We start from the raw sequence: 13,261 nt of genomic DNA on the forward strand, positions 1-13,261 counted from the left end.
CGCTCCGTCACAAACGGGCACCGCGCCTCCCACCGGAGTCGGCGCGATCTCGCCGTCACCGTCGTCCTCACCGTCGTCTTCACGGTCGCCCTCACCGTCGTACGAGAACGCCGGCAGCGGAGCTGTCACGCCCGCTCCCGAACGGGCCGGCATCGCGGAGAAGTCCTTAAGGTGATCCCGTTCACCGGCGAGACGAGGACACCGACCCATGGCTCTGCAGATCAACGCGACCAACCCCGAGCACCCGGCGCTCCTGCTCGAACTGCCCTGGCACACCCCGCTGGAGGAGTGGCCCGAGAAGCACCTCGTACCGCTGCCGCGCGGGATCTCCCGGCACGTGGTCCGGTACGCCCGGGCCGGGGACGAGATCGTCGCCGTCAAGGAACTGGCGGAGCGGCCCGCGCTGCGCGAGTACGAGCTGCTGCGCGACCTGGACCGCCTCGGCATCCCGGCGGTGGACGCCCTCGGCGTGGTCACCGGCCGCGCGGACGCCACGGGCGAGCCGCTGGAGCCGGTGCTGATCACCCGGCACCTCGGCGGCTCGATGCCGTACCGGTCGATGTTCGAGACGACGCTGCGCCCGGCGACCATGCACCGGCTGATGGACGCCCTGGCGGTGCTGCTGGTGCGGCTGCACCTGGCCGGGTTCGCCTGGGGCGACTGCTCGCTGTCCAACACCCTGTTCCGGCGCGACGCGGGCGCCTACGCCGCCTACCTGGTGGACGCCGAGACCGGCGAGCTGCACCCGCGGCTGAGCGAGGGCCAGCGGGACTACGACCTCGACCTGGCCCGGGTCAACATCAGTGGCGAGCTGCTCGACCTGGAGGCGTCCGGCGCGCTGCACCCGTCCGTGGACGCCATCGAGTTCGGCACCGAGATCTGCGCCCGCTACCGGAGCCTGTGGCAGGAGCTGACCCGGACCTCCGTGTACCCGGCGGGCAAGTACCACTACATAGAGCGGCGGATACGGCGGCTCAACGACCTCGGTTTCGACGTGGCCGAGATGCAGATCGAGCACGCCGCCGACGGCGACACCGTCACCTTCGTGCCCAAGGTCGTCGACGCCGGGCACCACCAGCGCCAGCTGCTGCGGCTGACGGGCCTGGACGCCGAGGAGAACCAGGCCCGGCGGCTGCTCAACGACCTGGAGTCCTGGATGGCCGGCCAGGACGACTACGCCCCCGACGACCCCCTGGGCGCCCGCCCGGAGGTCCTCGCCCACCGCTGGGTGCGCGAGGTGTTCCGGCCCACCGTGCGGGCGGTGCCGCACGAGCTGCGCGGCGCGATGGACCCGGCGGAGATCTACCACGAGCTGCTGGAGCACCGCTGGTACCTCTCCGAGCGGGCCCAGCACGACATCGGCCTGGACACCGCCGTCCAGGACTACATCGCCGACGTCCTGCCCAAGGCCCGCGAGACGCTCCGGCCGACGACCGGGGACTGACTCACCCGTGGGGTACGACGGCCACCGGGCAGCCCGCGTGGTGCAGCACCCCGTGGGCGACCGAACCGATCCGGGCGCCGACGGCCGAGCGGCGGGCGCGGCGGCCGACGACCATCAGCTGGGCACGCCCGGCCACCGACAGCAGGACCTGCCCGGCGCTGCCCATCTCCACGTGCTCGACCACGGGCACGTCGGGGAAGCGGTCCCGCCACGGCCTGAGCGCCTCGGCCAGCGCCTTGCGTTCGTAGGGTTCCAGGCCCCCGGCGTCGTCCAGCAGCTTGAGCGAGGCGGGGCTGTAGGAGAACAGCGGCGGCAGGGTCCAGGCCCGTACCGCGCGTACGGTGGCCCCGCGGGCGGCGGCGGCCTCGAACGCGAACCGCAGCACCTCGGCGCTGTCCTCCGCCTCGCCCTGCTGTCCGACGACGATCTCGTGCCCGGCCACCTCGTCGGAGGGACGGTCACCGGCGCGGACCAGGACGACGGGCCGGGTGGCCTCGGCGATGACCTGCTGGCCCACGGAACCGAGCAGGAAGCCGACGACCGCCCCGTGGCCGCGCGAGCCGAGCACCAGCATCCCGGTGTCGGCCGCCACGGCGACCAGCGTCTGGACCGGGTCGCCCTCCACCACGTCGGTGGTGACCTCCAGGCCGTGATGGCGGGCCGTCACCGTGCCCACCGCCTCGGCCAGCGTCTCGCGCACCCACCGCCCCTGCGCGTCCCGGTCCCCGGCCCGTTCCACCGCCTCCGGCTCGAACCGCCAGACGTGCACCACGCGCAGCGCCGCCCCCTGCCGGACGGCCTGCCGGGCCGCCCAGGCCAGTGCCGCCAGGCTCTCCTCCGATCCGTCCACCCCTGCCGTGATCGGGCGCGTCATGCGGTTCCTCCCTGCGTCGCGGTAATTCCGTGCGCTGTCAGTCTTCCTTACGTACCCTGCCCGCCATGACGTTGGAGTGGGAACAAGTGATCATCGACTCGGCCGATCCGGAGGCGCTCGGCCGCTGGTGGGCCGAGGCGCTGGGCTGGGTGGTGGTGGACGACTCCTCGGGGGTGTACGAGATCCGGCCGGAGCCGGACCGGCTGCCCGGGCTGCTCTTCGTCCCGGTGCCGGACGCCAAGACCGTCAAGAACCGGCTGCACCTCGACTTCCGGCCCGTCGACCAGGCGGCCGAGGTCGCCCGGCTGCTCGCGCTGGGCGCGCGCCGCGCCGACGTCGGGCAGGGCGAGCAGTCCTGGGTGACGATGACGGACCCGGAGGGCAACGAGTTCTGCGTGCTGGGCGCGCGCCGCGGCTGACCCGGGCCGGGCGGCGAGCGCCGGGCGGCGCACGTGATCCGGGCCGGGTCCCGCACGCCGGGCAGCGCACGACGATCGAACATACGATGGACGGCGGCCGGTGCGGTCACGGAATCCGCCGTGCCGTGAACCCGGCCGCCCGACGTGGGGGACGCATGACACAGGCCGCCGAGACGGCACGGACCGTCATCATGACCGTGGACGACGACCCGGGGGTGTCCCGGGCCGTCGCCCGCGACCTGCGGCGGCGCTACGGCGCCGCGCACCGCGTCGTGCGCGCGGAGTCCGGGGAGTCCGCGCTCCAGGCGCTGCGCGAACTGAAACTCCGCGGCGATCTCGTCGCCGTGATCCTCGCCGACTACCGGATGCCGCGGATGAACGGCATCGAGTTCCTCGAACAGGCCATGGACGTCTATCCGGCCGCGCGCCGGGTCCTGCTGACCGCCTACGCGGACACCAACGCGGCCATCGACGCGATCAACGTCGTCGACCTGGACCACTACCTGCTCAAGCCGTGGGACCCGCCGGAGGAGAAGCTCTACCCGGTCCTGGACGACCTGCTCACGGCGTGGCGGGCCGGCGACCACAAGCCGGTGCCCAGCACCAAGGTCGTCGGACACCGCTTCTCGGCCCGCTGCTCCGAGGTCCGGGAGTTCCTGGCCCGCAACCAGGTGCCGTACCGGTGGTACTCCGCCGACGAACCGGAGGGCAGGCGGCTGCTGTCGGCCGCCGGGCAGGACGGGCAGCGGCTGCCGGTGGTGATCACGCCGGACGGGACGCCGCTGGTCGAGCCGGAGGCCACCGACCTCGCCGCGCGGGTGGGCCTGGCGACCACGCCGGCCGCCGACTTCTACGACCTGGTGGTGATCGGCGGCGGCCCGGCCGGCCTGGGCGCGGCCGTCTACGGGGCCTCCGAGGGGCTGCGCACGGTCCTGGTGGAGCGGTCGGCGACCGGCGGGCAGGCAGGGCAGAGCAGCCGCATCGAGAACTACCTCGGCTTCCCGGACGGCGTCTCCGGCGCCCAGCTCACCGACCGGGCCCGGCGCCAGGCCACGAAGTTCGGCGCCGAGATCCTCACCGCCCGGGAGGTGACCGGCCTGGAGGTCAACGGGTCGGCGCGGACCGTACGGTTCTCCGACGGCTCGGCGGTCGCCGCGCACAGCGTGATCCTGGCGACCGGCGTCTCCTACCGGGAACTGGCGGCCCCGGGCACCGGCGACCTGGCCGGCTGCGGCGTGTTCTACGGATCGGCGCTGACCGAGGCCGCCGCCTGCCAGGGCCACGACGTGTACATCGTCGGCGGCGCCAACTCGGCCGGGCAGGCCGCGATGTACCTGGCGCGGGGCGCCAAGTCGGTGACGCTGCTGGTGCGCGGCCCGTCGCTGGCGGCGTCGATGTCGCACTACCTGATCCAGCAGATCGAGGAGACGCCCAACATCGTGGTGCGCTGCGGCACGGTGGTGGAGTCCGCGCACGGCGACGGCCGTCTGGAACGGCTCACGCTGCGGGACACGGAGTCGGGGCGGAGCGAACTGGTCGACGCGCAGTGGCTGTTCGTGTTCATCGGCGCGGCCCCGCTCACCGACTGGCTGGACGGCACGGTGGCGCGGGACGAGCGCGGGTTCATCCTGGCCGGGCCGGACCTGACCGCCGACGGACGGCCGCCGGCCGGGTGGGAGCTGAACCGGCCGCCGTACCACCTGGAGACCAGCGTCCCCGGCGTGTTCGTGGCGGGCGACGCCCGCGCCGAGTCCGCCAAGCGGGTCGCGTCCGCCGTAGGAGAGGGTGCCATGGCCGTGATGCTCGTCCACCGGTATCTGGAGCAGTCGTGAGCGGCCGTCCGATGCCGTGCAGCCCCGGCGAGATCGGGGAGCTGTTCCTGTTCGAGAAGCTGACGCCGCAGCAGCTCGGGCGGCTGTGCGCCGAGGGCCGGGTGGAGCTGTTCGAGCCCGGCCCGGTGTACGCCGAGGGAGACCCCGCCACCTGTTTCTACGTGATGCTGGAGGGCTCCGTGGTGCTCTCCCGCCGGGTCGGCGGGGACGACGTGGAGACCCACCGGACCTCGCAGCGCGGGGTGTACGCCGGGGCGATGCAGGCCTATCTCGGGGACCGGGTGCCGCAGGTCTACAACAACTCCCTGCGGGTCACCGCGCCGACCCGGTTCTTCGTGCTGCCCGCGGACACGTTCGCGAGCATCATGCAGGAGTGGTTCCCGATGGCGGTCCATCTGCTGGAGGGGCTGTTCTTCGGTTCGAAGAGCACCCAGCGGGCCGTCGGGCAGCGTGAGCGGCTGCTGGCGCTGGGCTCGCTGTCCGCCGGGCTCACCCATGAGCTGAACAACCCGGCCGCCGCGGCGGTGCGGGCCACCGCCACGCTGCGGGAGCGGGTGGCGAAGATGCGGCACAAGCTCGCGGTGATCGCCGGGGGGCCGTTCTCCCGGGAGGCGCTGGCCGGGCTCATCGACATCCAGGAACGCACGGCCGAGCGGGTCACCAAGGCGCCCGCGCTGACCCCGATGGAGGCCGCGGACCGGGAGGACGCGGTCACGGACTGGCTGGACGGTCACGGCATCCGCAACGGCTGGCAGTACGCGCCGACCTTCGTCCAGGCCGGGCTGGACGCCGAGTGGCTGGACCAGGTCGCGGCGGCTGTGGACGAGGAGATCCTGCCGAACGCGGTCGGCTGGCTCAACTACACGGTCGAGACGGAACTGCTGATGAACGAGATCGGCGACTCCACGGCCCGCATCTCCCACCTGGTGGACGCCACCAAGCAGTACTCCCAGCTGGACCGCGCGCCGTACCGGATCGCCGACGTGCACGAACTCCTGGACAGCACCCTGCTGATGCTGTCGGGCAAGATCGGCCCGCGGATCAAGGTGGTCAAGGACTACGACCGTACGCTCCCGGGCGTGCCCGCCTATCCGGCGGAGCTGAACCAGGTGTGGACCAACCTGATCGACAACGCGGTCTCCGCGATGGACGGCGCGGGCGGGGAGGGCACGCTGACCGTGCGGACGGTCCGGCAGCACGACCGGCTGCTCGTGGAGTTCCGCGACACCGGGCCGGGGGTGCCCCCGGAGATCCGGGACCGTATCTTCGACCCGTTCTTCACCACCAAGCCGGTGGGCGAGGGCACCGGGCTCGGCCTGGACATCTCCTGGCGGATCGTGGTCGACAAGCACCACGGCAGCCTCCAGGTGGACTCCCGGCCGGGCGACACCCGCTTCCAGGTGCTCCTGCCGCTCACCGCGGCGGAGCCCGGACCGACGGCCGAGGAGCCGGGATGAGTGATGTGAGCGACGTGAGCGACGGCCGGGCGATCGACCCCGCCGTACCGCCGAGCGGCGCGGGCTGTACCGAGTGCGAGGCGGGCGGCGGCTGGTGGTTCCACCTGCGGCGCTGTGCCGCCTGCGGCCACGTGGGCTGCTGCGACAGCTCGCCCGGGCAGCACGCCACCGCCCACTTCCGGGCCTCGGGGCATCCGGTGGTGCAGAGCTACGAGCCCGGCGAGGACTGGTTCTGGGACTACGCGGCCGGCCGGCTGCGCGAGTCGGGACCGGCGCTCGCCCCGCCGGTCAGCCACCCCGAGGACCAGCCGTCGCCCGGACCGGCGGGCCGGGTACCGGCGGACTGGGCGCGGTCGCTGCGCGGCTGAGGCGGGCCGCACCGCACGCCCGGGGCGGCCGCAGCCGGCGGCGCCGGCGGGCCGGCGCCGGCCGACCCGCACGACCGCACCGCACCGCACCACCGCACCGCCGGGACCGGATCACGCCGGGAACCCTCGTGCCGCTCCACCCGTTCACCCGGCACCCCCACCGGAGCGCGAGCACGACGACAGGGCGGTGCCATGAACGAGTTGGTCCCGGGCGGAAACCTCGCCCTGCCGGGCGGTCCCGTTCAGGTACGGGTGCCGGGCGGCTTCGACGTGTCCGCGCTCATCACCGGCGACGGCGGCAAGGTCGGCGGCGACGACGACTTCGTCTTCTACAACCAGCCGGAGGCTCCCGGCGCCCGGCTGCGCGGCGACACCCTCACCGTCGACCCGCGCGCGCTGCGCGCCGGCGCGACCCGGGTGACGGTCGCCGTCAGCGCCGCCGACCCGGGCACCGAGCTGAGCGCGCTGCCCTCCCCCACGCTGCGGGTGACGGACGCGGACGGCCGCGCCCTGGCCCGGTTCACGCCGCCGCGCCCGGGGCGCGAGACGGTGCTGCTGCTCGCGGAGTTCTACCGGCGCGGCGAGGGGTGGAAGCTGCGGGCCCTGGGACAGGGCTACGCCGACGGACTGGCCGGGCTCGCCCGGGACTTCGGGGTGGACGTCGACGACGAGACGCCGCCGGCGGTCGCCGCGACGGGCCCGGGGGCGGTGCCCGCGGTGGGCGGCCACCCGGGTGCCGGGCCGGTCCCCCCGCCGCAGGACGACGGCTTCCTCCGGGAGGTGAACTCCGCCCGCGCCGCCGCCGGTTCCCCGCCCGTCGCGCTCGACGCCCGGCTGGCCGCCGCCGCCCGCGCGCACGCCTCGGCGATGGCCGCCGCGGGCACGCTGAGCGTGCAGACCCGGGACGGGATCTCCGTCTACCAGCGCGCCCTCGGCGCCGGATACGCCTACCTGACCGTCGGCGAGCACCTGGTGTCCGGACCGCGCGCCCCGGGCGAGTTCGTCGCCTACTGCCTCAGGACCGACGGCGCCCGCCGCACCCTGCACGACCCGGCCCACACCCACGTCGGCCTGGCCCACGTCACCGGCGGACCCTCGGGCGACACCTACTGGACCGCGCTGTGGGCCTCGCCGCTGACCCCGGCCGGCCTGGCCCGGACGGCCACGGAGGTCGTCGCCCTCACCAACCGGGAGCGGACCGCGGCGGGGCTGCGGCCGCTGGCCCCCGATCCGCTGCTCACCGCCGCCGCGCAGGCGCACAGCGCGGACATGGTGACCCGGGACTTCTACTCCCACACCTCCCCCGACGGCGGCGGACCCCGGGACCGTGCCGTCGCCGCCGGTGCCGCGCGGGGCACGATCGGCGAGAACATCGCCTGCGGGCAGCGCTCCCCGGCCGCCGTGGTGGAGGGCTGGATGAACAGCCCGGGCCACCGCGCCAACATCCTGAAGGCCGAGTTCACACACATCGGGATCGGCCTGGCCGGCGGCGGCCGGGCGGGCACGTACTGGACGCAGTTGTTCGGGGGCTGACCCGATCTTGGCGGAAGGGACCGGTCCGGGACAGGATGCCCGTATGAAGGGTGACCTCTTTACCAGTGAGCACATGGTCCAGCCCGCGCAGGCGCCGGGCATGACCGTCGAGAACTCCAAATGCATCCGGTACGCGGTGAACGGCGAGATGCTCGCCCGCCAGGGCGCCATGGTCGCCTACCGCGGCAACCTCCAGTTCGAGCGCAAGGGCCAGGGCGTGGGCGGCATGCTCAAGCGCGCGGTCACCGGTGAGGGCCTGCCGCTGATGGCGGTGCGCGGACAGGGCGAGGCGTGGTTCGCCCACGAGGCGCAGAACTGTTTCGTCGTGGAGGTGGACCAGGGCGACGAGTTCACGGTCAACGGCCGCAACGTGCTGTGTTTCGACGCCTCGTTGGCGTACCGCATCGCCACCGTCAAGGGCGCCGGAATCAGCGGGGGCGGCCTGTTCAACAGCGTCTTCACCGGCCAGGGCAGACTGGGGCTGGTGTGCGAGGGCACCCCGCTGGTCATCCCGGTCTCCCCGCAGTACCCGGTGTACGTCGACACGGACGCGGTGGTCGGCTGGACCGCCGGGCTCCAGACCTCGCTGCACCGCTCGCAGTCCATCGGCTCGATGCTGCGCGGCGGTTCCGGGGAGGCCGTCCAGCTGATGCTCCAGGGCCAGGGGTACGTGGTGGTCCGGCCCAGCGAGGCGACGCCGCAGAAGGCCCAGCAGCACTGAGAGGCACTCCCTTGAGTTCGATCGGAATCGCATGAGTTTGATCGGTATCGAAGAGATCGAAGCCGTCGCGGAGCGGATCGCCGGACATGTCCTGCGCACCCCGACGGTGCCCGGTCCGGGGCTGTCCACGCTGCTCGGGGTTCCGGTCACCACCAAGCTGGAACTGCTCCAGCGCACCGGCTCGTTCAAGGCGCGCGGCGCGGTGGCGAAGCTGCTGTCGCTGGGCGAGGCGGAGCGGGCCGCCGGGGTGGTCGCGGTCAGCGGCGGCAACCACGGCATCGCGCTCGCGGTCATGGCCGCCGACCTCGCTGTGAAGGCCACGGTGGTGATGCCGCGCTCGGCGCCCGCCCGCTCCGTACGGATCGCCGAGGAGGCGGGTGCGTCGGTGCGGCTGACGGACGGCATGGCCGAGGCGTTCGCGCTCGCCGGGCGGCTGGGCGAGGAGGGGCTGACGCTGGTGCATCCCTTCGACGACCCCGTGGTGATCGCCGGGCAGGGCACCGTCGGCCTGGAGTTCGCCGCCGACGCCGGTGACCTCACCGACGTGCTGGTGAGCATCGGGGGCGGCGGACTGATCGCCGGGGTGGCGGCGGCGCTGCGGGCCGCCCGTCCCGGCGTACGGGTGTGGGGCGTGGAGACGGAGGGCGCCGAGGCGATGTCCCGGGCGCTGGCGGCGGGCGGACCGCTGCCGGTCGAGCTGTCGTCGATCGTCTCCACCCTCAGCGCCCCGGCCGTCTCGCAGCTGACCTACGACCATGTGTCGGCCCTGGTCACCGAGGTGCTCGTGGTGTCCGACCGGGAGGCCGTACAGGGGTCGCTGGAGCTGGCCGAGCACGCCAAGCTGTGGACCGAGCCGGCCGCCGGCTGTCTGCTGCCCGCCGCCCGGCGGGTACGGGAGAGAGTCGGCGACGGGGCCCGGCTGGGGCTCGTGGTGTGCGGGGGCAACGCGACGGTCCCCGACATGGCGGCCTGGTCCGCCCGCTTCGGGCTGGACGGCGCGCCTCTCCCCCGCCACTGACGGCGGGCCCGCCGGGTCCCCTGCCGGGCTGTTTCCTCCCGGCCTGGCAGGGGACCCGGCGCTTATGGTGCAAATCGGATACACGATGATGACCGAGCAGGCCGGCCCCCGTGAACTGGTCGGCCATGTGGTGCGGGCCGAGGAGGTCGGGTTCGACTTCTCGGTCACCTCGGACCACTACTTCCCGTGGCTGCGCTCCCAGGGGCACTCCCCCTACGCGTGGAGCGTGCTGGGCGCGGCGGCCCAGGCCACCCGGCGCATCCCGCTGATGACGTACGTGACGTGTCCGACCCTGCGCTACCACCCGGCGGTGGTCGCGCAGAAGGCGGCGACCATGCAGCTGCTGTCCGAGGGGCGGTTCCGGCTGGGGCTCGGCTCGGGCGAGAACCTCAACGAGCACGTGGTGGGGCGGCGCTGGCCGACCGCCGACGTACGGCACGAGATGTTCGAGGAGGCCGTCGAGATCATCCGGGCGCTCTTCGAGGGTGGTCACGTCACCTACCGGGGCAAGCACTTCGACGTGGAGTCCGCGAAGCTGTGGGACCTGCCCGACAGTCCGCCGCCCATCGGCATGGCCGTCTCCGGCGAGCGGTCCTGCGCGCTGGCGGGCCGGCTCGCCGACCTGGTGATCGCCACCGAGCCCAAGCCGGAGCTGCTGGAGTCCTTCGACCGGCACGGCGGCACGGGCAAGCCGCGGGTGGGCCAGCTGCCGGTGTCGTACGACCCCGACCGGTCCACGGCGGTCAGGCGCGCCCGTGACCAGTTCCGCTGGTTCGGTCTGGGCTGGAAGGTCAACTCCGAGCTGCCGCACCCGGACTCCTTCGCGGCGGCCACCCAGTTCGTCACCCCGGACGACGTCGCCGGGTCCATCCCGTGCGGCGACGACCCGGACGCCTTCGTGGAGGCGGTACGCCCCTACGCCGAGGCCGGCTTCACGGAGATCGCGCTGGTGCAGATCGGCGGCGAGTCCCAGCCGGCCTTCCTGGACTGGTCCGAGAAGACCCTGCTGCCCGCGCTGCGCGAGGCACTGGGCAGATCGTGAGCCCGGTCGCCCGGAACAATCACCCGGACGCCGGAGCATTGTGCGGGGGACGGGGGTACCCGGAGGGTTCCAGGCAGATTCTCTCCCGGAGGCCCGTTCGTGAACTCCCTCGTGCACCACACGCTCGTCGTACAGCTCCAGGCGGGTGACACGGAGCGCTGTCCCGTCTTCGCCCACCTCGAGTACGACGCCGCGGACCCGTTCGCGCTCACCGTGGTCTTCAGCCACGACGGCCACGTACTGGCGCGCTGGGCACTGGACCGGGAGATGGTCGCCGAGGGACTGCTGCGTCCGGTCGGCATCGGCGACGTACGGCTGCGGCCCGTGTCCCAGGGGACGCTGGACGAACTGCGCGTCGAGTTCCTGGGCGACCCGCGCGCCGACGGGGACCGTCATCACGCCGTGGTGTTCGCGTGGGCCCCGGCCGTCGCGGCCTTCCTGCGGGAGACGTACGCCGTGGTGCCCCCGGGCCGCGAGGAGTTCCGCGTCGACGACTTCCTGGCGGAGGTCATCGACGCGGGCTGAGGCGGCGGTTCAGTCCGAGGTGTGGCGGTAGCGCGTCCACAGCGGGATGACGAACCAGCACAGCAGGTACCAGGCCACGACGCCCGCGACCAGCCAGGGCACGAAGCCGTCGTGCGTGGCGACGCGCAGGATCAGCAGCAGGGACGCGGTCGTCGTGGCGAGCAGCAGCACCAGGCCGAGCAGGGTGAGCCGGGAGGCCCACCGCACGGCCTGGGGCTTGACGCGCCGGCCCGAGACGAGCCGGTGCAGCGAGACCGGTCCGATCAGCGCACCGGTCGCGGCGGCGCCCAGGACCACGGTGATCAGGTAGATGCTCTGGTCCGTGTCGGACAGCTGCTCGTACTTGGGCTGGAACACGACCGTCAGCAGGAAGCCGAACAGGATCTGTACGCCCATCTGCGCGACGCGGACCTCCTGGATCAGCTCCGTCCACATCCGGTCGGCGCGCTCCTCCTCGGTCTCGTCGCGCCCCCGGCGCCTGCCCGTGTCCTTCGTCCCGCCCGCGCCCGCGCCCGCGTCCGCCACTGGTCCTCCCGGTTGTCACGATGTGACTGACAGCTTCCCGGCTTCCCGTCACTCAGACACGGCGACGGGCGGACGCCCTGTTTGGGAGGTGCGGGCACGGTTACACGGACGTCGACCGAAGCACCGTACGAGGAGGTCGCCAAGGATGTCCGACACGCAGCTCACCGTGACGCTCAGCGGCGGCGGGATCGACGACGCGCGGGCGGTCGTGCACGCGCTGGAGGGCGTGTTCGGGGCCCCGGACGACCTTCCGGCGGACGACCGGGCCACGGTCCGTACCGCCACCTTCCGTTCCCCGTCGGCTCCGGACGCCTCCCGGGCGCCCGCGGCCGGGGCGCGGCTGTCCGCTCCGGTGACCGTCACCGTGCAGGGCACGCCGCAGGCCGTGACGGCGGCGAGCGAGACGCTGGCCCACGCCTTCACGACCCGCGACGAGGGCGCCGCCTCCGGCGACCAGGAGCAGGAGCGGGAACTCCACCTGGTGCCGTGAGGCGGCCTGAGCCCGCCGTCACCAGCGGCTTTCCACCTGCTCCATGATCCGCCGCTCGTACAGCTCCGTGACGGCCGCGAGCGTGGCGTCGGACAGCTCGGGCAGCGCGGCGGCGTCCGCGTTGGCCCGGGCCTGCTCGGGCGAGCGGGCGCCGGGGATCACCGTGGTCACGCCGGGCTGCTGGACGATCCAGCGCAGCGCCAGCTGGGCCGGGGTGCAGCCGTCGGGGGCCAGCGCGGCGAACTCCGCGGCGGCCTCGACCCCCGTGGCGAAGTCGACGCCGGAGAAGGTCTCGCCCTGGTCGAAGGCCTCGCCGTGCCGGTTGAAGGTGCGGTGGTCGTTGGCCGCGAAGACGGTCTCGCGGGTGTACTTGCCCGACAGCAGGCCGGAGGCGAGCGGCACCCGGGCGATGATCCCGACGCCGGCCTCCCGGGCGGCCGGGAGGACCTCGCGCAGGGGCTTCATGCGGAACGGGTTGAGGATGATCTGGACACTGGCGACGTTCGGCCGGGCGATCGCGGTGAGCGCCTCGGCGCACGTCTCCACGCTGACGCCGTACGCCTTGATCCGCTCCTCGGCCACCAGGGTGTCCAGGGCGTCGAACACCTCGTCCGTGGAGTAGACGGGGGTCGGCGGGCAGTGCAGCTGGACCAGGTCGACGATGTCGACGCCGAGGTTGCGCCGGGACCGGTCGTTCCAGGCGCGGAAGTTGTCCAGGACGTAGTTCTGCGGCACCTGCTCGACGCGGCGCCCCATCTTGGTGGCGACCATGACGTGCAGGTCGGGCCGGCCGCGCAGGAAAGCGGCGATGGTCTCCTCACTGCGGCCGTCGCCGTAGACGTCGGCGGTGTCGAAGAAGGTCACCCCGGCCTCGGCCGCCGCCTCCAGCACCGCCAGGGCTTCCTTGTCGTCGACGTCGCCCCAGTCGGCGCCCAGCTGCCAGGTGCCGAGACCGATCACGGAGGCGTGCTGACCCGACCTGTCGAATGCGCGTTCTTCCATGAGGTCAGTCT

14 protein-coding genes are annotated in these 13,261 nt (G+C 73.4%); 11 read left to right on the forward strand and 3 right to left on the reverse strand.

Annotated elements, in window-relative coordinates; all coding sequences use genetic code 11:
- The first annotated feature begins 208 nt into the window (after nucleotides 1-208).
- Entirely contained in the window at nucleotides 209-1,444 is a 1,236-nt protein-coding gene (locus ACZ3IG_RS25785) for a DUF4032 domain-containing protein (protein ID WP_467434983.1), read from the forward strand.
- Between the two features lies 1 nt (nucleotide 1,445).
- Here ACZ3IG_RS25785 and ACZ3IG_RS25790 read toward each other — a convergent pair whose 3' ends face one another.
- A complete protein-coding gene (locus tag ACZ3IG_RS25790) occupies nucleotides 1,446-2,318 on the reverse strand; it encodes a universal stress protein (RefSeq protein WP_467434985.1) in 873 nt (290 codons plus the stop codon).
- A gap of 65 nt (nucleotides 2,319-2,383) precedes the next feature.
- On the opposite strand from ACZ3IG_RS25790, the gene ACZ3IG_RS25795 reads away from it, so the two are divergent.
- The 9 genes from ACZ3IG_RS25795 (at nucleotide 2,384) to ACZ3IG_RS25835 (ending at nucleotide 11,233) form a co-directional block, all read left to right on the forward strand.
- Nucleotides 2,384-2,737, forward strand: a complete 354-nt coding sequence (locus ACZ3IG_RS25795; RefSeq protein ID WP_215167176.1) for a VOC family protein — start codon at nucleotides 2,384-2,386, stop codon at nucleotides 2,735-2,737.
- Nucleotides 2,738-2,892: 155 nt separating this feature from the next.
- Nucleotides 2,893-4,569, forward strand: a complete 1,677-nt coding sequence (locus ACZ3IG_RS25800) for an NAD(P)/FAD-dependent oxidoreductase (protein ID WP_467434986.1) — start codon at nucleotides 2,893-2,895, stop codon at nucleotides 4,567-4,569.
- Nucleotides 4,566-6,026, forward strand: a complete 1,461-nt coding sequence (locus tag ACZ3IG_RS25805; RefSeq protein ID WP_467434988.1) for an ATP-binding protein — start codon at nucleotides 4,566-4,568, stop codon at nucleotides 6,024-6,026. Before ACZ3IG_RS25800 ends, ACZ3IG_RS25805 begins: the two co-directional genes overlap by 4 nt.
- The gene (locus ACZ3IG_RS25810) at nucleotides 6,023-6,394 is read left to right on the forward strand and encodes a UBP-type zinc finger domain-containing protein (RefSeq protein WP_467434990.1); all 372 of its coding nucleotides are present in this window, start codon (nucleotides 6,023-6,025) and stop codon (nucleotides 6,392-6,394) included. The genes ACZ3IG_RS25805 and ACZ3IG_RS25810 overlap by 4 nt, the downstream gene beginning before the upstream one ends.
- Nucleotides 6,395-6,586: 192 nt before the next feature.
- Entirely contained in the window at nucleotides 6,587-7,927 is a 1,341-nt protein-coding gene (locus ACZ3IG_RS25815) for a CAP domain-containing protein (RefSeq protein WP_467434992.1), read from the forward strand.
- A gap of 43 nt (nucleotides 7,928-7,970) precedes the next feature.
- Nucleotides 7,971-8,648 carry an AIM24 family protein gene (locus tag ACZ3IG_RS25820; protein WP_467434994.1) on the forward strand — a complete coding sequence of 226 codons (678 nt, stop codon included), beginning with the start codon at nucleotides 7,971-7,973 and terminating at the stop codon, nucleotides 8,646-8,648.
- A 37-nt stretch (nucleotides 8,649-8,685) separates the two neighbouring features.
- The gene (locus ACZ3IG_RS25825) at nucleotides 8,686-9,666 is read left to right on the forward strand and encodes a threonine/serine dehydratase (RefSeq protein WP_467435175.1); all 981 of its coding nucleotides are present in this window, start codon (nucleotides 8,686-8,688) and stop codon (nucleotides 9,664-9,666) included.
- Nucleotides 9,667-9,730: 64 nt separating this feature from the next.
- A complete protein-coding gene (locus ACZ3IG_RS25830; RefSeq protein WP_467434995.1) occupies nucleotides 9,731-10,708 on the forward strand; it encodes an LLM class F420-dependent oxidoreductase in 978 nt (325 codons plus the stop codon).
- Between the two features lie 99 nt (nucleotides 10,709-10,807).
- A complete protein-coding gene (locus ACZ3IG_RS25835) occupies nucleotides 10,808-11,233 on the forward strand; it encodes an SsgA family sporulation/cell division regulator (RefSeq protein WP_467434996.1) in 426 nt (141 codons plus the stop codon).
- Nucleotides 11,234-11,242: 9 nt separating this feature from the next.
- Here the strand turns inward: ACZ3IG_RS25835 and ACZ3IG_RS25840 are convergent, their stop codons facing one another.
- On the reverse strand, nucleotides 11,243-11,758 hold the full coding sequence (locus ACZ3IG_RS25840; protein WP_467434997.1) for a DUF6328 family protein: 516 nt from the start codon (nucleotides 11,756-11,758) through the stop codon (nucleotides 11,243-11,245).
- Nucleotides 11,759-11,903: 145 nt separating this feature from the next.
- On the opposite strand from ACZ3IG_RS25840, the gene ACZ3IG_RS25845 reads away from it, so the two are divergent.
- Nucleotides 11,904-12,248, forward strand: a complete 345-nt coding sequence (locus ACZ3IG_RS25845; protein WP_467434999.1) for a hypothetical protein — start codon at nucleotides 11,904-11,906, stop codon at nucleotides 12,246-12,248.
- Between the two features lie 18 nt (nucleotides 12,249-12,266).
- Here ACZ3IG_RS25845 and ACZ3IG_RS25850 read toward each other — a convergent pair whose 3' ends face one another.
- Nucleotides 12,267-13,250: an aldo/keto reductase gene (locus tag ACZ3IG_RS25850; protein WP_467435001.1), complete on the reverse strand. Its 984-nt coding sequence runs from the start codon at nucleotides 13,248-13,250 to the stop codon at nucleotides 12,267-12,269.
- Nucleotides 13,251-13,261: the final 11 nt, after the last annotated feature.

It is taken from the genome of Streptomyces sp. NPDC016677 (assembly GCF_055562815.1).